The organism is Mycolicibacterium anyangense, assembly GCF_010731855.1.
Taxonomy (GTDB): Bacteria; Actinomycetota; Actinomycetes; order Mycobacteriales; family Mycobacteriaceae; genus Mycobacterium; species Mycobacterium anyangense.
Map to the genome: position 1 here is coordinate 4,341,531 of NZ_AP022620.1, position 20,929 is coordinate 4,362,459.

The 20,929-nt window shown below is 67.3% G+C and carries 17 protein-coding genes; all 17 read left to right on the forward strand.

From position 1 onward, the window contains the following. Positions 1-103 precede the first annotated feature (103 nt). Positions 104-997, forward strand: a complete 894-nt coding sequence (locus G6N35_RS20605; protein ID WP_407664566.1) for a DUF1295 domain-containing protein — start codon at positions 104-106, stop codon at positions 995-997. After that, complete coding sequence (locus G6N35_RS20610) at positions 994-2,118, forward strand: FAD-dependent oxidoreductase (protein WP_163805918.1); 1,125 nt, start codon at positions 994-996, stop codon at positions 2,116-2,118. Before G6N35_RS20605 ends, G6N35_RS20610 begins: the two co-directional genes overlap by 4 nt. Before the next feature lie 228 nt (positions 2,119-2,346). Next, positions 2,347-2,556, forward strand: coding sequence for a hypothetical protein (locus G6N35_RS20615; protein WP_163805919.1), 210 nt, complete (start codon positions 2,347-2,349; stop codon positions 2,554-2,556). Positions 2,557-2,792: 236 nt separating this feature from the next. Then, on the forward strand, positions 2,793-3,989 hold the full coding sequence (locus tag G6N35_RS20620) for a DUF5631 domain-containing protein (protein ID WP_163805920.1): 1,197 nt from the start codon (positions 2,793-2,795) through the stop codon (positions 3,987-3,989). Positions 3,990-4,092: 103 nt separating this feature from the next. After that, on the forward strand, positions 4,093-4,410 hold the full coding sequence (locus G6N35_RS20625) for a DUF2710 family protein (protein WP_163805921.1): 318 nt from the start codon (positions 4,093-4,095) through the stop codon (positions 4,408-4,410). A gap of 58 nt (positions 4,411-4,468) precedes the next feature. Then, complete coding sequence (gene eccB / locus G6N35_RS20630; protein ID WP_163805922.1) at positions 4,469-5,962, forward strand: type VII secretion protein EccB; 1,494 nt, start codon at positions 4,469-4,471, stop codon at positions 5,960-5,962. Between the two features lie 4 nt (positions 5,963-5,966). Beyond that, positions 5,967-10,046 carry a type VII secretion protein EccCa gene (gene eccCa / locus G6N35_RS20635; protein WP_407664567.1) on the forward strand — a complete coding sequence of 1,360 codons (4,080 nt, stop codon included), beginning with the start codon at positions 5,967-5,969 and terminating at the stop codon, positions 10,044-10,046. A 117-nt stretch (positions 10,047-10,163) separates the two neighbouring features. After that, positions 10,164-10,463 carry a PE domain-containing protein gene (locus G6N35_RS20640; protein ID WP_163805924.1) on the forward strand — a complete coding sequence of 100 codons (300 nt, stop codon included), beginning with the start codon at positions 10,164-10,166 and terminating at the stop codon, positions 10,461-10,463. Positions 10,464-10,471: 8 nt separating this feature from the next. Continuing rightward, complete coding sequence (locus tag G6N35_RS20645) at positions 10,472-11,707, forward strand: PPE domain-containing protein (RefSeq protein ID WP_163805925.1); 1,236 nt, start codon at positions 10,472-10,474, stop codon at positions 11,705-11,707. A gap of 138 nt (positions 11,708-11,845) precedes the next feature. After that, positions 11,846-12,151: a WXG100 family type VII secretion target gene (locus G6N35_RS20650; protein WP_163805926.1), complete on the forward strand. Its 306-nt coding sequence runs from the start codon at positions 11,846-11,848 to the stop codon at positions 12,149-12,151. Between the two features lie 31 nt (positions 12,152-12,182). Continuing rightward, a complete protein-coding gene (locus tag G6N35_RS20655; RefSeq protein ID WP_163805927.1) occupies positions 12,183-12,470 on the forward strand; it encodes a WXG100 family type VII secretion target in 288 nt (95 codons plus the stop codon). Between the two features lie 67 nt (positions 12,471-12,537). Next, the gene (locus G6N35_RS20660) at positions 12,538-13,371 is read left to right on the forward strand and encodes an ESX secretion-associated protein EspG (protein WP_163805928.1); all 834 of its coding nucleotides are present in this window, start codon (positions 12,538-12,540) and stop codon (positions 13,369-13,371) included. After that, positions 13,371-14,399 carry a CpaE/TadZ family protein gene (locus tag G6N35_RS20665; RefSeq protein ID WP_163805929.1) on the forward strand — a complete coding sequence of 343 codons (1,029 nt, stop codon included), beginning with the start codon at positions 13,371-13,373 and terminating at the stop codon, positions 14,397-14,399. Before G6N35_RS20660 ends, G6N35_RS20665 begins: the two co-directional genes overlap by 1 nt. Next, positions 14,399-15,880, forward strand: coding sequence for a type VII secretion integral membrane protein EccD (eccD, locus tag G6N35_RS20670; RefSeq protein WP_163805930.1), 1,482 nt, complete (start codon positions 14,399-14,401; stop codon positions 15,878-15,880). Before G6N35_RS20665 ends, eccD begins: the two co-directional genes overlap by 1 nt. Further along, entirely contained in the window at positions 15,877-17,535 is a 1,659-nt protein-coding gene (gene mycP, locus G6N35_RS20675; RefSeq protein ID WP_163805931.1) for a type VII secretion-associated serine protease mycosin, read from the forward strand. The genes eccD and mycP overlap by 4 nt, the downstream gene beginning before the upstream one ends. After that, positions 17,532-19,067, forward strand: a complete 1,536-nt coding sequence (gene eccE, locus G6N35_RS20680) for a type VII secretion protein EccE (protein ID WP_163805932.1) — start codon at positions 17,532-17,534, stop codon at positions 19,065-19,067. The genes mycP and eccE overlap by 4 nt, the downstream gene beginning before the upstream one ends. 3 nt (positions 19,068-19,070) lie before the next feature. After that, on the forward strand, positions 19,071-20,924 hold the full coding sequence (gene eccA, locus G6N35_RS20685; RefSeq protein ID WP_163805933.1) for a type VII secretion AAA-ATPase EccA: 1,854 nt from the start codon (positions 19,071-19,073) through the stop codon (positions 20,922-20,924). The last annotated feature ends 5 nt before the right edge of the window (positions 20,925-20,929 follow it).

The following is a 20,929-nucleotide window of genomic DNA, read 5'->3' on the forward strand; positions in this document are numbered from 1 at the left end:
GGACCGCCGTGGGGTTACTGCCGCGGACCTTGCCGCCGACTATCGACCCGGTAAATTAGAACGTGTTACATTTCTGGCCGCCGGTTTCGAAGGAGGCTGCTGCGTGACGGTGCATCGAAGCAAGACGCATTCACTCCTGCTGGTCACCGCGGCCTATGTGGTCGCCGTCGCGCTCGGTGCGGCGTGGCTGCTGGGGGGCCCGTCGACGGGCAGTCTGCTGCTGGACGCCTTCGTCGCCGATGTGCTGGCCACCCTGGTGATCTTCGTGTTCAGCCGGATCTACCGGAACTCCAGCTTCTACGACGCGTTCTGGAGCGTGATCCCGCCGCTGCTGTTGATCTACTGGTGGGCCGCAGGTCCGCTCGGGCTGGACTCGCTGCGGTGCTGGCTGGCCACCATCGTCGTCATGTATTGGGCGGTGCGGCTGACCGGCAACTGGGTGTACGGCTTTCCTGGCCTGCACCACGAGGACTGGCGCTACCCGCTGCTGCGCGACGGCGCCGGGCGCTGGGAGTTCGTGGCCGACCTCTTCGGCATCCACCTGGTGCCGACCGTGCAGGTATTCCTGGGCATGCTTCCGGTCTACGTCGCGGTCACCACTGCGGGTGACGGGCTGGTGTGGCTGAGCTGGGTGGCGCTGGTCGTCGGTGTTGCGGCGGTGACGCTGGAACTGGTCGCCGATGTCCAGATGCACCGCTTCGTCGCCGCCAAACAGCCCGGCGCCGTGATGGATCAGGGGGTGTGGGCGTGGTCTCGGCACCCGAATTACCTTGGTGAGATCGGCTTCTGGCTGTCGATGGCGCTGTTCGGCGTTGCCGCGTCCCCGGCCGACTGGTGGTGGCTGTTCGTCGGTGTGGTGGCGATGGTCGCGATGTTCCTGGGGGCCAGTATCCCGTTGATGGAAAAGCGCAGCCTGCAACGGCGACCGCACTACCAGGCCGTCATCGACACCGTGCCCAAGCTCATCCCACGCCCACCCCGCAAGGCCGTGGCGTGAGCCGGCCCCGGGTCGTCATCGCCGGTCTCGGAGACAGCGGGCTGCTCACGGCGATCAAGTTGTCCCGGCACGCCGATGTGGTGGGCATCTCGGTGAAACCCGCGTTGGTCAGTGGCCAGGAGCTCGGCTTGCGGGTGTCCCGGCCGCGGGACTGGGCACGGGACAACTGGATCCCGTTCGAGAACTTCCGCGGGCTGGACCGGGTACGCACCGTGCAGGCGACCCTCACCGGGGTGGACTTCGAACACCGCGTCGTGCATGCCCAGGCTCCCGATGGCACCGCGGTCACCGAACCGTACGACGCCCTGGTGATCTCGACCGGCGTGAGCAACGGGTTCTGGCGCAGGCCGACCGTACAGACTCCGGAGGAGATCGCCGCCGAGCTGCGAGCCACCCACGAGCGGCTGGGGGCCGCGCGATCGGTGATCGTGGTCGGCGGTGGTGCGGCGGCGGTGAGTGCCGCGGGCAATCTGGCGACGGTGTGGCCCGACAAGAGGATCGACCTGTACTACCCGCGGGACACCGCACTGGCCGAACATCATCCGAAGACGTGGGAAAGTGTGCAGCGCAAGCTTGTTGAGCGTGGTGTCGGACTTCACCCCGGGCATCGCGCGGTGCTGCCCGACGGGTTCACCGGTGCCGAGATCACCGATGCGCCGGTGCAGTGGAGCACCGGGCAGCCCCCGGCCCAAGCCGACGCGGTCATCTGGGCGATCGGCAAGGTGACGCCCAACACCGGCTGGCTGCCGCCCGAGCTGCTCGACGAGGGCGGGTTCGTCAAGGTCACCCCCGAACTGCGGGTGTGCGGCCACCAGCGGGTGTTCGCCATCGGCGACGTGGCGGCCTCGGACCCGATGCGGGCCTCGGCGCGGGCGCGTGCGGACGGGCTGCTGGCTCATAACGTGCGCGCCGAACTCGAGGGCGGCGCGTGCAAGACCTATCACCCGCCCAAGCGGCGTTGGGGTTCGGTGCTCGGGATCCAGCCCGACGGCTTGGAAGTGTTCGCGCCCAACGGTTCTGCATTCCGTTTTCCGGCCTGGTCGATCGATCGGGTGCTGATGCCCTGGATCGTCCGCCGTGGCATCTACAAAGGAGTGCGCGAGAACCGGCCGCTGCGATAGCGGTCGCACGTGCTCGCTGGCAAGTCAGTGGACCCTGCGAATAGGATTGCTCGCCTGCATCACGCAGGTTCTGTCCTGATCACGAGAAGAGCGGAGCGGAGCATGAAGAAGTTTGCAACAGCGTTGCTCGTTGCGGCGGCACTGTCGGGGGGCTCGCTTATGACGGCGTCGGGGGCACAGGCCGACTGCCGTGGTGTGTGTGGCCCGGTCGGTCCTGGAGGACCCGTCGTGGGACCCGCCGGACCGGTTGGTGTCGGCGGTGTTGTCGGTCCGGTCGGGGTGAACCCCGTCGTCTACGCGATCCCGCCGGGGTATCCCTTGGCGCCCGCGTTCATCGGCGAGCAGCCTTGCTACACCCCCGATGGCCAGCCGTACTACACCCCGGCAGGCGAGCCGTGCCTGTGCTTCGCTCCGACCGGTGCCGCGGTGCCCTGCTAGCTTCGAGTTGACCAGCAAACGCCCCGCCAGCCATCGGCCGGCGGGGCGTTTCGCGGTCTCGGTGTCCCAACACCTGAGTCTGTAAGGGCTGCAGCACGATTGAGCGGGGCTCGGCGCCGATCGAACCCGCGGAGAAGTGGCCCGGCGACGGGCTTCATGCGGTACTGCGCCGCACGATGCGGTGTGGTCGATCACTGCTGAACTGACAGGGCAGCGATCGACGGTAGGCTTTTGGCGTGGCTAAGTTCGGCCGGAACTCGGCACGTCAGCGCCTGCGCAAGGCGACGCGTCAGGCGCTGTCCATCCCGACCTTCGACACTCCCGCCGACTGCACTCCGTGGGTGATCGGCGGCCTGTGGCCCGCCGAACTGGAAACCGTCACCCGCGAGACGGCGGTGGTCGCCGAGTACCTGAAGAACGATCTGCAGCGCATCGCGAACTCGGCCAACGAGCGCTTGCGCGCCGTGCAGTTCGCCGGCTACTCCGAGGATGCCCGCCGGGCCGAAGAGGCCCGCATCATCAATGTGGCGCGCGCCTTCGCGGTGTTGCGGGTGGAGTCCACGGTGCGCCAATTGCGCAACGAGGCTTCGGTTTTCGGTGTCGAGTACGCCAGCTTGACGGCCGCGCCGCAACCGCCGCCACTACCGCAGCCCACTTTCGACGCCACTGAGCTGATCGACTTCAGCGAGGAAGCCGCCGCCGTCGAGGAGTCCGCGCCCGAGATCGCGCCGCCTGCACCGGAGCCCGAACCGGTGCCTGCGGCCGAACCCACGCCCTACGAGGTCACCGAGGCCGAAACTGACGAGCAGCGACTGGCCGGGCTTCTCGAGTTCGTGGCGCGTCAGGAACCGGGACTGCGCTGGGCCGTCGGGGACCGCGCCGACGGCACGACCGTTGTGGTCACCGATCTTGCGCATGGCTGGATCCCGTCCGGGATCGAGCTACCCGATGGCGTTGACCTGCTGGCGCCCGCCACCCGCGGTGGACGGGTGGGTGACCTGCTGGGCGAGGTCGTCCGTTCGGCCGTCTATCACCCTGGCGATCCGTTCACCCCGGCACGCGGGCGTCCTGTTGCCGTCTCACCCAGGGCCCGGCGGCTGGCCGAGGTCGACGATCTCGGCTGGAAACTGGGCGAGGCGACGCACTGGCGCGATGGTTTGCCACGAATCGTCCACACCCTGGCAAGGGCGGGTGCCGCCCGAACCGGTGTGGTCGAGGCCGAGGTGGATGTGCTGAAGGTGCATTCCGACACCGCCCGCTATCAGCTGCTCGCGCAGTATCCCGACGTGGATGCGGCGTTGCTGAGCAACTGCCTGTTGCTGGCCGCCACCGAGGCAATCGCCGTCGGTGACGAGGTCTCGGCCAACTATCACTATGCCTGGTTCGAGGCGCTGAACGCGCCTTCGCGGAGCCAGTGGAGTGAGCAGACGTGACGGATGGGGCGCCGTGAGGTTGCTGGGACTAAATCCGTAGTCCCTGGGCGGCGTGCTGTGAAGGTGAATTGACGCAGGTAGTGACACCCGACATACTGGGAACGTGCCCCGGGATGGTAGTGGTGACGACCTTGCCGAGAAGGATCTCGTCGAGGCGGTTCTGCGTGAACTCAGTGAGGCGGCAGACCGATGGGAAGCCCTCGTTGCGCAGGCGGAGGGCGTCACGTTCAGCGTGGACCTCGGTGACGTCCATGCGGTGGTCAACGCCGACGGCAAACTTGTCGAGCTGACTCTGCACCCCGCAGTCACCACCGAGTACACCCACGGCGAGCTGAGCGAGCGCCTGAACCTGGCGTTCGCTGCGCTGCGTGAAGAGGCCGAGGCGGACAACCAGATCCGATACGGCGGCGGCCTGCGATGAGCGTTGCACATCTGTTCGCCCAGATCGCTATCCGGTTGCTGGCGAGAGGACCGCTGCTGTGCCGCTGAATCTGTCGAACCGGGATCAGAACTCGGGCCACCTGTTCTACAACCGCAGATTGCGGGCCGCGATCACGCGGTTCTCGGTGCGGATGAAGCATGACGACCGCAAGCAGCAGGCCGCGGTGGCGTTGTCGCTCGTCTTCGTGCTGATCGGGTGCGGATGGATGGCGCTGCTGCACTTCATGAAGCCGGCCGGTCTGGTGGGACAGTCCGCCATCATCGGCAATCGCGACACCGGCGCGCTGTACGCCAAGATCGACGGCCGGCTCTACCCGGCGCAGAACCTGACATCCGCTCGGCTGGCGACTGGGAATTCGGCGGCACCGACGTGGGTCAATGCCAAGGAGATCGCGAAGTATCCGACCGGCCCGATGATCGGTATCCCGGGCATCCCCGACGACTTGAGTATCGCGGCCAACTCGATCTCGGCCTGGTCGCTGTGCGATACCGCCCCGACGCGCGGCAGTGGGCAGCCCCCGGTGGTGACGGCCATCGCCGGCGAACTGTCGCCGGGCGACCGCGCCGATGCGATGAAGAGCAATGAGGCGATTCTGGCCACCCACGGTGACAGCACTTACCTGATCTGGAATGGCCAACGGACCCAGATCGATCCGGCGGACCGGTCGGTGACCTTCAACCTGGGGCTGGATCCGGGCACCACCCGCCCGATCCAGCTGTCCAATGCCCTCTTCGACGCGATGCCTGCCACCGAACCACTGGTCGTGCCGGTCATTCCCGAAGCAGGTTCACCGTCGCGCTGGCTGCCGGACTCGGTGGTGGGCCGGGTCTTGGAGACCAAGGATGCCAACGGAGCGGTCAGCGGCTTCTATGTGCTGCTGCCCAACGGCGTCCAGAAGATCACCGGTTTTGTGGCCGATCTGCTGCGGACCGCAGACAGCCAGGGAGCCACCAGCCCGCAGCTGATCTCACCGGACAAACTCGTCAACATCCCCGAAGTCAGCGTCCTCAACGTTGATTTCTACCCCGGCGGGAAGCTGGATTTCGTCGACACCGACGCGGATCCCGTGACGTGTGTCGGCTGGAAGAAGCAGACCACCGACCGGCAGGCCACGGTGACGTTCTTCAGCGGGCGCGGATTGCCCACACCGCAGGCGCTGGATTCACACATCGTGCGACTGGTGCGCGACGCCAACGACCCGGAATCGTTCGAGGCCAACCAGACCCTGATCCTGCCGGGTGCGGCGAACTTCGTCGCCTCCACCTCCGGTGTCATCACCTCCGATACACGCGAGAGCCTGTTCTGGGTGTCTCCGCAGGGTGTTCGGTACGGCATCGAGTGGGACCAGAGCACACTGCAGGCCCTCGGGCTGGACCCCGGCCGTGCCGTGCAGGCGCCCTGGCCGATCCTGCGGACCTTCGCGCCCGGGCCGGCGATCGACCGGGCCAGCGCACTGCTGGCCCGCGACACCATCGACGCGGTCGGGGCGGTCGCTCCGGTCGCTGCCAATCAACAGAACGCGGGAGGGTAGCGCGGTGTCGAAGAGGGGATTTGTCCGCAGCACGCGGGTGGCTGCGCCGAGTGTGCCCCCGGCCCGCGTGGTGGTGGCGCCGCCGCTGGCTCTGCCGGAACGGGAACCACGCAACATCCTGCTGATGATCGCGTTGCCCGCCCTTCTGGTCGGCATCATCGGCACGCTCGTCGTGATGTACACCTCCGGTGTCCGTTCGTTGCAGTCCGGCTTCTTCCCCCTCATCGGACTGGTGGGGTTCGGTGCCCTGATGTTCAGCGGCCGGTTCGGCCGTGGCCGCCGGATCAGCTGGGGCGAGCAGGAGAAGCAGCGCCGGATGTACCTGCGCCAGCTCGACGAGGACCGCGACGAAGTCCAGCGCGCGGCCCAGGAGCAGCGCCGCAGCCAGCTGTTCGTGCACGGCGATCCCCAGGAGCTCGACACGATCATCGGCGGCCCGCGGATGTGGGAACGTCGTCCGGCCGATCCGGACTTCCTCGATGTCCGTCTCGGCATCGGCGTGCAGTCCACCGCCGACTCGGCGGTGTCGCTGCAGTGGCCGGAGGTCCCGGTGGGCGAGGAGCTCGAACCGGTGACCGGACGCGCATTGCGCGACTTCATATTGGAGCAGAGCAAGATTCGCGGTATCGGCAAGGTACTGAGCTTGCGTTCCAAGCCGGGCTTCAGCTTTGTCGGTGAGGATCCCGCCGAACTCCATGCCTTCATGCGTGCGGTGCTGTGCTCGCTGGCGGTCTACCACAGCCCGAGTGACATCAAGCTGATGGTGGTCACCCGTCACCCTGAACTGTGGTCGTGGCTGGTGTGGTTGCCGCATAACCAACACGACGAGATGTTCGACGCCTGCGGCATGCGCCGGCTGGTGTTCACCTCGCCGACCGAACTCGAAGACGCGCTCGATTCGGAGCTGCACCGCAAGGGCCGCGGGCCGTGGACCCCGCCGAGCGGTTCGAGCCCGACCACCATGCTCTCACCGATGGAGGCGGCCGCTGCCGGATCCGCGCTGGGCCCGCACTGGGTGATCGTCGACGACAACGTCGGCACCCCCGAGCAGTGGGAAGGCGTCACCGGGCAGAAGGGCATGGCCGGTATCACGGTGCTGCGCTTGGCCACCCGGCCTGGTATCGGCGTCGGGTTCTCCGACGACGACGAACGTTTCGAATTACGTGAAGGCCGCCTGAACCACCGGAAGTCCTTCTACGCCGTTGCCGACATGCTCGCCGAGAGCACCGCCGACCGCTATGCCCGTGCCGTGGCCCGGTGGTCGCCGATGACCGCAGGAGAGCTGTCCGAGACGGACAGCCAAGGCGGTGAGCTCTTGCGTGCCTTGGGAATCAACGATCCGCGCAAACTCGACGTCGACCGGCTGTGGGCAGAAAGCCGCGGCCGCGGCGACCCGCGGTGGGCGATGATCCCGGTCGGCGTCAAGCCGGGCGGCGAATTGCAGCATGTGATCCTGCGCGCCAAGGACTTCGGTGGCTTTGGCTTCCACTCGGTGGTGATCGGCACGTCGGGTTCGGGTAAATCCGAGTACTTCTTGTCGCTGTGCAACGGGATCGCGCTGACCCACTCGCCGGAGACCTTCAACGTCATCTTCGTCGACATGAAGTTCGAGTCGGCGGCCCAGGACCTCGAAGGCCTGCCGCACGTCGCGGGTTCGTTGTCCAACCTGGGCAAGGACGACCGCCACCTGGCCGAACGGATGCGCAAGGCCATCGACGGCGAAATTGCCCGCAGGTATCGGCTTTTCAAGGATGCCGGGGCGCGCGATGCCAACGAATACGAAGAGATGCGGCTGGCCGGCCGGGATCTGGAGCCGGTGCCGATCCTGCTCGTCATCATCGACGAATACCTGGAGTTGTTCCACAACCATCCGGAGTGGATCGATCTGGTGATCCACATCGGTCAGGAAGGGCGCGGCTGCAACGTCTTCTTTACCCTCGGCGGTCAGCGCCTGGACCTGTCCTCGTTGAGCAAGGCCAAGAGCAACATCGCCTTCCGCGTCGCTTTGCGTGCCGAGACCGCCGAGGACTCACGCGATGTCATCGGCAGCGATGCCGCGCTGCACCTGCCGTCCAAGCAGAATGGTTACGCCCTGCTCAAGGTCGGACCACGCGACCTGGAACAGTTCCGCTGCTTCTACGTCTCGGCGCCGTTCGTGGTGCCCAAGAAGCAGGTGGCCACCGACACGACCGTCGACGTCAGCTTCACCCAGCCGCGACCGCTGACCTGGGAGTACCAACCGTTGTCGGTGGAGGACAGCGCAGCGCTGGAGTCGGCTGACGCGCCGGAGGAGCCCGACGAATTCGTCTATCACGCAGACGGTTTCAAGAAGAAGAAGCTGCTCGACGTGATCCGCGAGTCGCTGGTCTCCCATCCCGCCCGGGCACCGCACCAGATCTGGTTGCCTCCGCTGGAGGTCAGCGAGACCGCGGACGCGCTGGTGCAACGGTGGCGTGGCAAGCCGTGGTGGACGGATTACGGGCAGAACCCGGGACTGGTGTTCCCGGTCGGTATCGAGGATTACCCCGAAGACCATGCCCAGCGGGTGCACGTGATCGATGCGGAGATGGACAACATCATGGTGGTGGCCACCGCGCAGCGCGGTAAGTCCACGACGTTGATGACCCTGATGACGTCCGCGGCACTGATGTACCGGCCGGAGCGGGTGACGTTCTTCTGCATGGGCGCTTCGCTGTACCCGGTCGAAGAGTTGCCGCATGTGGCCGGCGTGGTCAGCCTGACCGACACCGAGGGTGTGTCGCGCACACTGGCCACCATAGAGGGGATCATCCGAGCCCGCGAGGCCTCGTTCAAGCGCTACCAGATCGACATCTCGGAGTTCCGTGAGCGGCGCTTCGGCGCGGGCGGTGGCGGCGGTACCGACCTCGAGGACAAGTTCGGTGACGTCTTCCTGGTGATCGACAACTTCGGTGACCTCTACGACAAGGACAACGCGATGGGCGATCGTGCGATCGCCATCGCCCGCCAGGGGCTGTCCTACGGGGTCCACGTGGCCACCAGTGCCAGTGGTTGGCTGGTGGGGCAGAAGCAGGCCCTGCTGAACGTCGCCAACGCGAGAATTCAACTGCGACTGAGCAATCCGGACGAAACCCAGATGGGGACCGGAATGGATCATCGCCGTGCCGCCCGACAGACACTGGACCGGCCCGGCTTCGGCGTCACCCGCCTGGGCCAGGAGCTTCTGGTCGGCGTGCCGGAGATCGTCGGGCCCGATGGCGCGCGGGTGAGCACGCGCCAGATCGGTTCGATCATCGCCGCCCAGACCGGCGCCGGCAAGGTCGAGACGTTGGCTCGGCTGCCTGAGCGCATCGCGCTGCGTGAGATCGTTGCGGCCTACGCTGCGACCGCCGACAGCGACGCGCTCGACATCCCGTTCGCGATGGGGGAGAGCGCCCTGCAGTCGGTGGCGCTGCCGAGCCGCCTGGCTCCCAACCTGTTGGTCGTCGGCCGCCAGGGGTGCGGCAAGACCAGCACGCTGGCCGCGTTCGGCCAGTCGATCGCTGCACGGCTGTCGCCGGAACAGGCGCAGATCACCATCATCGACCCAAAGACCAGCCTGATCGGCAAGGTCCGGGGACCACATGTTCGCGCCTATGCCTACACCCCCGACGATATCGACGCGGTGCTGGCCGAACTGGCCGAGATGATGCGCGACCGGCTTCCTCCGTCGGGCTTGAGCCAGGAGGAACTGCTCACCAGGTCCACCTGGACCGGGCCACAGCACTACGTGCTGATCGACGACGAGCAGGAATTGCGCACCACCGCGGCCGTCGGCAAGCCTGCTGCTACGGCGCCGCTGTGGCCGCTGATCGAACGCAGCCGGGAGATCGGTTTGCACGTGATCGCCGCCCGGCTGCCGGGCAACTGGGCGGGTGTGTCAGCGATGAGCCCGTTCCTGCAGAAGCTCACCGGCTCGCGGGCGCCAACGTTGTTCATGGACAACGACCCGCAGACCGTCAAGGTGTTCGGCCGTACCAGCGCTCAGCAACTTCCGCCGGGTCGCGGCCTGCTGGTGACCACGGACGGAGTGATGGAAGGAGTGCTGGTCGGAACACCGGACTGAATGACATCCGCGTGTTAGCTGTGAGACCTGTGAGCATAAGTCGACATAGGCCGCCAGCACACTCTACAATACGAGGATATTGCAGGTGCGCCCTGTAATTACCAGGAGGAGAGCAACATGGTCATGAACGTCAACTCCGCCGTAGTCGGCACGTCGGCGGCCACCGAGACGGGTATCAGCGCCGAAATGGGCTCCGCCACCTCGGCAGCCTCGGAGGCACTGGTCGGTGTGATGCCGATGGGAGCCGACCTGGATTCCGTGCAGTTCGCCGCGGCGCTCAATGCCGCGGGCGCGTCCTACATCGGCACCGCCAGCGAGCACCTGGCCAACCGCGGGATGTTTGCCGGTTCACAGAATCTTGCGGCAGCCACCTACGACGCGACTGATGTCCTCAACAATAGTCTGCTGGGGGGGTAGGCGACACGATGGCAGACGCCTGGCCGACATTTTCGCCTGAAACCAACTACCTGCGGCTCGTCGGGCCGGGGGCGGCTGGCACGTCGACGACCATGGCCAACGGTGCGGCGTGGCAGGCCCTGATGGTCAGCCATGAACTGTCGTTTTCGCTGTCCCAGCTGAATACGGCGGTGACGGCGCTGAACTTCGAGGGCGTTGGCGGTACGAGTTCCATGAGTGCGGTTACGGGTCTCAATACCGCGCTGCAGCTGTTGGCCGGTTGGGTGCAGGAGAAGCCGCCGATCGCGGCCAGTGCGGTCGCGGCTTACGAGACCGCGGTCTCGTCGATGATCCCGGCCGAGGTGTCGATCGCCAATCGCACCGAGCAGGCCGCCGACGTCGCGGCGAACCCGGCCGTCCTTGGTGCGCTGACCCCGGCCATCGTGGCGCTGGACACCGAGTACTTCGGCGAGCACTGGCCGCACAATGCCGGCGCCGGTGCGACCTACGGCGCCGCGTTGGCCGCGCTGGTGGCGGCGCTGGCCGTCCCGCCGCCGCTTGCACCGCTGGGAGCATCACCCGCCGCGCCGGCCACGGCAGCGGCCGCAGTAGCCCAAGCCGCCGGAACCACCGGTATGCAGGCCGCAACGCAGGGCACCGGGCAGGTCACCCAGATGGCCGGCCAGACGGCCGCTGCACCGGCTTCGGCTGCTGGCGACATGGGTCAGATGAGCTCGATGATGATGCAACCCATGCAGGCCGCGATGGGTGCCATGCAGCCGCTGATGGGCATGTTCCAGGCCCCGATGCAGGCCTTCCAGGGACTCTCGAGCCTGCCGCAGTCGATGATGGGTTCCCTCGGCGGCATGTTCAACGGGATGAAGGCCGGAGACGCGGCGATGCCGGCCGCCGAACTCGTCAAAGCGGGCGCGCCAAGCTTCGGGGGCGGAGCCGGCGGCGCCGCAGGTGGTGGCGGTGGTGGTGGCGGCGGGTTCCCCGGTGCCGGACTCACCAGCTACACCCGGCCGACCAGCAGCTTTGCCCCCGAGAATGCCGGCAGGCCCACGTCACTCAAGACCGGGTTGCTCAGCTCCGCAGAACTGCGCGGACCCACCTCAGCGGGCATGGGCGGCTCGGCAATGCCGATGTCACCGGCCCACGCCGGCATGCTCGGCCACGGCAAGGGCGAAGACAGCAAAGAGGAAGTGGGCCGCGCCCGCATAGTCCTGGAACGGGACGATCAACGTGATTCGCGGTATAGCTAATGAACTGGGTCAAGGGGGTGCGACCGTCATCGTTTGCCAGAGGGTGAAGTGACAGCCGTTCGCCAGCGCTCGATACTCATCCACATCCCCGCCAGGGGTCCGATCATCAGCAAAACGTCACCGAAAGGGAACTAGACCATGACACTCGTCGTCACACCGGAGGTGCTGCGCAGCACCCAGCAGGCCATCGAGTCCGCACTCGAGCACGCCACCGCCATCGCCAATGGCTATCTGTCCAGCCACGAGGGCATCGGCTCGGCGGTCTGGGGAGGGCAGGCGCAGCTGGCGTCGGTCAATACCGCCGCCCAGATCAACCACGACCTCCAGCAGACCATCACCGGCGGCACCCGGCTGGCCCACGGCCTGAGCCAGGCCGCCTCGATGATGGAGCAGCACGAGGCCGACGCCGCTCACAGCCTCACCAGCTTCGCCGCCAACGCCTGACCCCCAGACCTCTCACGGAAGGACATCTCCCATGTCGGACAACATCACTTATAACCACGGCGGCGTCGCTGACTTCGCCTCCGAGGTCGGATCCCGCTCGGCTCAGCTGATGGAGATTCACGACGATATCCAGCAGCGCACCAATGCGATTGCCGATTTCTTCCAGGGCAGCGCGGCGACCTCGTTCCACGAGGCGCAGATGCAGATGCTGCAGGGCCTGCAGGGCCTCATCGAGACCATGAACCAGCACGGCTCGACCATCAGCAGCGTGAACGACAGCGCCCATCAGACCGACCTCATGATGGGCAACCTCTTCTAACCGGACAACTGTCAGCCGGTGGGGGCGCACGCTCGGTGCGCCCCTGCTGTCTGCGTTGGGGAAAGCTATGTTGACGACGACAGTGGACGGCCTGTGGGTGCTGCAGGTGCTATCCGGTATCGAGGTGCTGGCACCCGAACTCGGCCTGCGGCCGCACCTGCCCAGCGTCGAGACCGAACAGATGGCGCTGGCCCACCCGGTCGCCGACGAACTGCGGGCTGCCGGTGTGATCACCGATGCCGGCGGGGTGGACGATGCGGTGCTGGAGTGGCTCACCGTGCTCTCCCGCCGTGACGTCGCCCTGCTCGTCTACGCCCAGACGCCCGCCCACGAGACCGAACCGGAGCGGGTGCTGCTCGCCCGTTTCGCCCAGTGGTGGGTCGTGCTGGAGCGCACCGGCATCCTGGTGCGCCTCAGCAGTGCCGGCACCGCGACCTCCGAGGAGTCGGCCGGCGTGCTGATCAACTCCCAGATCGAGCAGCTGTGCGGCGAGCTCAAGCCCGCATCGCTGCGGCCCGTCACACTGGACACCGCGGAACTGCTTGCATCCGTGCATGATCGGGCCAGTTTGCGCGCCTATTTGATGGACAAGCGGCTCGACAGCGATCAGATCTCCACCTTGACCCTGGCCGCGGACACCGACCGTTCGGCGCAGGCTTCGGTGGTTGCCATTCAGGCCGGCGCGTCCGACGGTCCGGCCCGCTCCCACATCGAGCAGGGCGCCGTCACCATCATCGACACCCCGCAGGGCCGGTTGGTGTCCGAGCATGTCAGCCGCGGCGGTCAGTCGTGGATGATCGTCAGCCCCGGCTCAGCGGGCAACATCGCCACAGCGGTGCAGAAAATGGTCCGTCGGCTGCCGGCCGAGGACGAGTGGTACTCCCACAGAAAGGTTGTCTAGTGACGAATCCCTGGAATGAGCCGGGGCATTCCGCTGACCCCCGCGAACCGCAGCGCCGGGATCCCTTCGGCGGCCAGCACCGTCAGCAGGATTCGGTATCCGGGACCCTGCGGATCTCCGACATGGTGGCACCGCGCAAGATCCCGCCCGGTTCGGGCTGGCGAAAGTTCTTGTACACCATCTCGTTCAAGACGATCAACCTCGGTGAATCACCGGCCGAGCGGCACTACCGCGAGCTTCGGGAGCGCATCCGCCGACACATCCGCAAGCAGTATGTGATCGGGTTCGTCTCCGGCAAGGGCGGTGTCGGCAAGACCACGATGACCGCGAGTGTCGGTGCGATCTTCCGCGAATGCCGCCCCGAGAACGTGGTGGCCATCGACGCCGCGCCCGGATTCGGCACGTTGGCAGGCCGCATCGACGAGGCGCCCCCCGGCGACTACTCGGCAGTGCTCAACGACACCGACGTACAGGGCTATGCCGACATCCGGGAACACCTGGGGCAGAACCAGATCGGCCTGGACGTGTTGGCTGGAAACCGAGTGTCGGATCAGCCTCGGCCGCTGGTGCCGGCCATGTTCACCGGTGTGCTGTCCCGGCTGCGCAGGACGCACAACGTGATCCTCGTCGACACCTCCGATGACCTCGAACACCCGGTGATGAAGGCGGTCTTCGACGCCTGCGACACCCTGGTGTTCGTCTCCGGTCTCACCGCTGACACCTCGCTGCCGGTCACCCGCGCGATTGACCTGTTGCGGTCGATGGGTTACCACGAGTTGGTGTCACGCAGCATGGTGATCCTCAACGACAGCCGCAACAACTACGACAAGGACGCCCGGGCCTACCTCACCGAGCGATTCGGCCAGTCCGGTGCCACCGTCGAATTCATGCCCTATGACGCGCATCTGGCCAAGGGCGGCATCATCGACACCCAGCACGAACTGCAGAAGAACACCCGGCTGCGGCTCTTCGAGATCACCGCGGCCCTGGCCGACAAGTACATTCCGGACGCCGACAGGCCCCGCTGATGGCGAAGGTCTCGTTTCCGGCCCGCTGTGCCATCGCGGTCATCTCCGGCGAACACCTTGTCTCCCAGGTGTATCCGGCTTCCGTACCCGTCGAGGTGTTCATCGACAACGTCGTCGAGCTGCTCAACGAGGATCTGAAGCGACGCGGTGTCACGGCACTGGACCCCGGCGTCGCCTACGAACTGCACCGGGCCAACGGCACTCGGCTCGACGTCACCAAGACCCTCGACGAACTGGGTGTCGAGGACGGCGCCACGCTGGTGCTGGTACCGGCGCAGGAGGGCGACTCCTTCGAGCCGCAATACGAGTCGCTGTCCACCGGGCTGGCTCGGGTGGGCAAGCGGCTGTTCGCTCCGGTGACGGCTGAAACCGCCGCCCATACTGCGCTGGCCGTTGTCGCGATGATCGCGCTGACGGTGCTGGGGCTGGCGGTGCACACCCGGCTGCACAGTGAATCCCTGATCCCGGCCGTTGTCACCGGGGTGATCGGTGTTCTGTTCGCCGTCGGAACGCTCTCGGTATGGCGCTGGTGGCCGGCCCGTAGCGATCTGCTCAGCGGATTCGGTTGGCTCACAGTTCCCCTGCTCGCCGTCGGCTTCGCCGCGGCTGCCCCCGGCGGGGTCGGTGCGGCCCACGTCTTCATCGCGGGACTGGCAGTGGCGGTGCTCAGTTGCGCGGTCGTCGCGATGACCCAGCGGCACGTCACCGTCGCGGCCACCATCGTGACGCTCTGCGCGGTGGCCGGTCTGGTCGCCCTCGCCCGGATGTGGCGCCCCATCCCCGGCCAGTGGCTGGGCATGCTGACGCTGATCGGGCTGCTCCTGCTGCTCACGCTGGGTCCGACGTTCGCACTGTGGGCGGCCCGAATCCGGCCGCCGCACTTCGGTTCCATCACCGGACGGGATCTGTTCCGCCGCAGCGATGGTCTGCCGGTCGACACCGTGACCCCCGTCGACGAGGACGCCGAGGACGAGCCGAACCCGGACACCACACCGCGCGGCGAGGTCATCACCGCCGCCGCAGTCCGCGCCAACGGGGTGCTCACCGGTATCTGTGTGGCCGCAGCCCTCGTCCTGCCTGCCGCGGTGTGGGCAACGCTGATGCCGGGACAGCCGAAGAGTGCCGCCGCCGCCGTGCTGGCCGCACTGTTCGTGCTCATCTTCATCAGCCGGGGCCGCGCCTTCGCCGACAAGCGCCAGGCGGTGGCACTGGTATGCGGAGGCGCAGCGGCATTCTGCGTCGGAGTGGCACGCTACGTGCTGGCCGCACCTGCTGATTCGAGCGCCGCCCTGCTCTGGGGTGCACTGGTTCTGATCGCCTTCGCCGGCGCCGGACTGGCCGCCGCGCTGCTGGTGCCGGTGACCCGGTTCACCCCGCTGGTCCGGATGCTGGCCGAGTGGCTGGAACTGGCAGCGATCGTGGCAGCTTTCCCGCTGGCCGCGTGGATCGGTGGACTGTTCACCTGGGTCCGGATGCGATGAATGCGCCCCGGGGCCAGCGGATCGCCGCCACGGCGATGGTCATCATGCTCACTGGTATCGTCGCGAATGTTCCTTCAGCCCAAGCTATTCCACCGCCGTCGGTAGATCCCTCCCTCGTCCCGCCGGACGGCCCCCCGCGGCCCGACCAGCCGATGCGGCAGAGCAACATCTGTGCTCGCACCATCACCGTGGCCGATCCGAACGTGTCGCTGCCTGCCCCCGGTTTCACCATGCTCAACGTCAGCAAGGCGTGGAAGTACTCGACGGGCAACGGCGTCACGGTCGCGGTCATCGACACCGGGGTGAATCCCAATCCGCGGTTGCCCGTCGTGCCCGGCGGTGACTACATCATGGGCGGTGACGGCCTGATGGACTGCGATTCCCATGGCACCATCGTCGCCTCGCTGATTGCCGCTGCGCCGCAAGGCAGTCCCATGCCCGCACCCATGCCCGCCACCCCGGCGTTCCCGCCGCCTGCCGGGCCACCCCCGGTCAACGGGGCGCCCCCGCCACCGGGAGCGCCGCCAGCACCACCGGCGCCGCCACCGCCACCGACCCCGGTGACGGTCACCGAGACCAAGCCGGCACCCCCACCGCCGCCACCCGCCGAACCCCCGCCACCCCCGGACCAGCCGTCCAACGGCCCGGGCGATGTCGACCCCGGTGGTCCGGATGATCCCGAGGTTCCTCCGCCGGCGCCCGGTGCGCCCGACGGTGTGGCTGGGGTGGCGCCGCACGCCACGATCATCTCGATTCGGCAGTCCTCGCGCGCCTACGAGCCGGAGAACCCGTCGCCGGGTGACAACGACGCGCGCAGGAAAGCCGGCACCGTGGCCACGCTGGCCAGCGCGATCGTGCACGCCGCCAACATGGGCGCCAAGGTCATCAACATCAGTGTCACGGCCTGCGTCCCGGCGGCTGACCCGCTCGACCAGCGGGCACTCGGTGCGGCGGTCTGGTATGCCGCGACGGTCAAGGACGCGGTGATCGTCGCGGCCGCCGGTAACGAGGGCGAGGACGGGTGCGCGCAGAACCCGTCGTTCGATCCACTGGACACCAACGACCCCCGCGACTGGCATCAGGTCAGGACGGTGTCGTCGCCGTCCTGGTTCTCCGATTACGTCCTCTCGGTCGGGGCCGTCGACAATGCCGGGGCCCCGATCACCAAGAGTCTGGCCGGTCCGTGGGTCGCCGCTGCAGCCCCCGGGGTCGGCATCATGGGCCTGTCGCCGCAGACCGGTGGCCCCGTCAACGCGTACCCGCCGGTGCGACCCGGTGAGAAGAACATGCCGTTCTGGGGCACCAGTTTCTCGGCCGCCTACGTCAGCGGCGTCGCCGCACTCGTGCGCGCCAAGTACCCGAACCTGACCGCCAACCAGGTGATCCACCGGATCCTGCAGACCGCCCACAATCCGCCGCGCGGCGTCGACAACCAGGTCGGTTACGGCGTGGTGGACCCCGTTGCGGCACTGACCTTCAACGTGCCGCCGGGCGACGCTCTGGCCCCCGGATCGAAGACCCGGGTGGTGCCACCACCGGCACCGCCGGCCATCCCGGACCACCGGGCCAGGAATGTGGCGCTGGGCTTCGCAGGTGCGGTCGTGGCAGCCGTTCTGCTGGCCGCGATCATCGGCCGGGCGAGGCGGGCCCGATGAGACGCCAGACTGTGCAACTCGCTGTGATCGTCGCGGTGCTGCTGTTCGGATTCCTCGGCTGGATCGTCGGTGGATTCCTCGGCGCCGGAATCGGTTTGGCTATCGGTTTGATCCTGTTCGCCATCCCGTGGCGGCGCCAGCCGCTGTGGTCGTGGGCGTCGCTGTATCTTCGGCGCAACCGGCCGATCGGTCTGGCCGAACCGGTGACGGTGGCCAACGACCGCTCCGGCGGTGGGGTGCGCTTCCAGGATGGCGTTGCAATCGTCGCCGTCCAGCTGCTCGGCAAGGCCCATGCCCCGACGACGTTCACCGGATCGACGTCGACCGAAACCCGCAATACGGTCGACGTCACCGAACTGCTTCCCGCCATGCACCAGAGCCTGGGGTTGACCATCGAATCGCTGAGCGTGGTCAGCGCGGGGTCGCGGCGGCGCAGCACCGGTGACTACCCCCGCGTATATGACACCCTGATCGGTACTTCGCCTTACGCCGGTCAGCGTGAGACCTGGCTGGTGATCCGGCTCGGCGCGCTGGCGAACGCCGATCCCCTGCAGTGGCGCACCACCGTCGGTACCGCCGCTCTCGCCGCGGCACAGCGCATCGCAGCGGGTCTGCGCTGCAACGGGATTCGGGCCAAGGTGGCCACGGCCACCGATATGGTCGAGCTGGAGCGCCGCCTCGGGCGAAGCGCCCTGGAACCGCACAACCAGCGCTGGCATTCGGCGCGCAGTGACGGCGGATGGCTGACCACGTACGCCTACCAGCCCCGGGACATCAGCGCCGACGTGCTGGCGCAGGCCTGGTCGCTACGCGCGGACGGGATCATCCAGAACATCACCCTTTTCCCGAACGGCACCGCAACGGCCACCATCACGGTCCGCAGCGCGCAACCGCCCACCGCCCCGCCGAGTGTCACCCTCAGAACGCTACCCGGTGAACAGGCCGCCGCTGTCGCCGCCAACATGTGCGGGCCGCGCCCCGAACTTCGCGGTATCACCCGCGGCCGCCTCCCGACCAGCCTTGTGCTGCCCGTCGGCCCGTCCGGTGTGCTGCTGGGCAAGGTCGCCGCCGGTGATCGGCTGTTGTTGCCGATGGGTGACCCCGGCGAGTTCAGCCGGGTCCACATCGCCGCCGAGGATGCCATCGCCAAACGGATCGTCGTGCGGACCGCCGGTGCCGGCGACCGAATCACCGTGCATACCCGCGATCTGGCCCGGTGGGACAGCGTGCGCATGCCGCACATCGCGGTCAGCGACCAGCCAAGGCCGATGTCGGGTACCACCGTCAGCGTGGTGGACGGAACGGTGTCGCCCGCTCCGCGGCCCAACACCGTGATCTCGATCGGTCCCCCCGGGGAGGCACCCCGCGGGTCGGCCGACGTCGTCATCACCCAGACCGGGCCAGCCATGGTGGAGGTCAGCGCCGCCGGGCAGGTTCACTACGTCGAGGTCGAGTTGTTCCGTGCTGAAAACCGTTACGTGTCCAACGAACCAACGAGCCTGCGGTCCGCCGAACTGGAACCGGCGGACTAGCCGATGACCAGCAGCACTTCGACCGCCGCCGCTCGCCGCCTGTTCGACCAGGCGATGACCGCACTGGACGCTGACCCGGGCACCGCGCTGCGCTCGTTCCGTGAGGCCACCGCCACCGACCCGTCGATGGCCGACGCCTGGCTGGGCCGGATCGCTGCCGGCGATGACGCCCTGGATACCCTGCAGCAGCTGTACGCCTACGGTGCCCGGCTGCATCGGGAATGTAACCGGCTGGGCGTCCGGCTCGCCGCGCCGATCAAAGCCGGTCCCTACCTGTCCATCACCGTCACCGAGGCCTCGCATGCGGGGCTGGCACTGGCCAGCGCACTGATCGACGACAAGCAGTTCGACAAGGCCGAAGCCGTGCTCGCGGACACGGCGTTGCTCGACAGCTGGGAGAACCATCAGTGGCAGCAGTACATCCGTGCCTATCTGATGTTCGCCACCCAGCGCTGGCCCGACGTGATCGCCGAGGCCGCCAAAGTCCTTCCCCCGCAGGCCATCATCATGTCGGCGGTGACAGCCGGAACCAACGCACTGGCCGCCCATGCCGCCGCCCACCTGGGCCAGGCGCGGGTTGCCCTGGACTGGGCTGACCGGGTCGAGCTCCGGTCCGATCGTTCCGGGGCCGCCGAAGCCAGGCGGCACAGCCTGCTCGACACCGCCGTCACCGCGATCGATCCGCTCGAATTCCCCTTGATCGCTGCCGATCTCGCCTACGCGCGGGGGATGGCCCACCGCCAGCTGGCCGAAGAGGACAAGGCGCAGATCTGGCTGTCGAAGGCCACTATCAACGGTGTCCTGATCGAACCGGCCAAGCAGGCGCTGGCCGACCCGCGACTGCAGTTGGTGGTCACCGACGAGGACACCATCAACAGCCGCAGCAACAAGTGGGACGTCAGCACCGAACAGTCCGAGCAGGAGCGCGCCGAGGAGGAGAACGCCGAGCGTCGCGCCGAACTGCTCGCCGAGGGTCGTGCGCTGCTCAACAACCAGGTGGGTCTGTCCGAGGTCAAGCGTGCGGTCGCCGAACTGGAAGACCAGATCGAGGTGCGGGCGCTCCGGCTGGCCCATGGTCTGCCAGTGACCAACCAGACCAACCACATGCTGCTCGTAGGCCCGCCCGGTACCGGAAAGACCACCACCGCAGAGGCATTGGGCAAGATCTATGCCGGGCTGGGCATCGTCCGGCATCCCGAGATCATCGAGGTCAAGCGCGCCGACTTCTGCGGTGAACACATCGGGTCGTCAGGACCGAAAACCAATGAGCTGATTAGTCGTTCGCTCGGCCGGATCCTTTTCATGGATGAGTTCTACTCCTTGGTCGAGCGGCATCACGACGGCCGGCCGGACATGATCGGGATGGAAGCCGTCAACCAACTGCTGGTGGCCCTCGAGGTGCATCGCTTCGACTTCTGCTTCATCGGCGCCGGATACGAGAAGGAAGTCGACGAATTCCTCACGGTAAACCCGGGTTTGGCCGGTCGGTTCAACCGCAAGCTGCGGTTCGAGTCCTACAGTCCGGACGAGATCGTCGAAATCGCGGTGCGCTACGGCACGCCCCGTGCCACCGTGATCGACCCCGCCGCCCGGGACGCACTCAACACGGCCTGCCGCAATCTTCGGGCCTACCTGGCACCTGACGGAACCCACGGGATCGACGTCATGCAGAACGGCCGGTTCGCCCGCAACGTGGTCGAGCGCGCCGAGCGGCTGCGTGACTCCCGGGTGGCAGCCCAGAACCGGACCAACCGGGGCTCGGTGACCGTGGAGGATCTGGAGACCCTGCGGACCCAGGACATCACCGCCGCGGTACTGGCCGCCTGCGCGGAAAAGCATGTGCCGGTGGAACTCTGAACCTG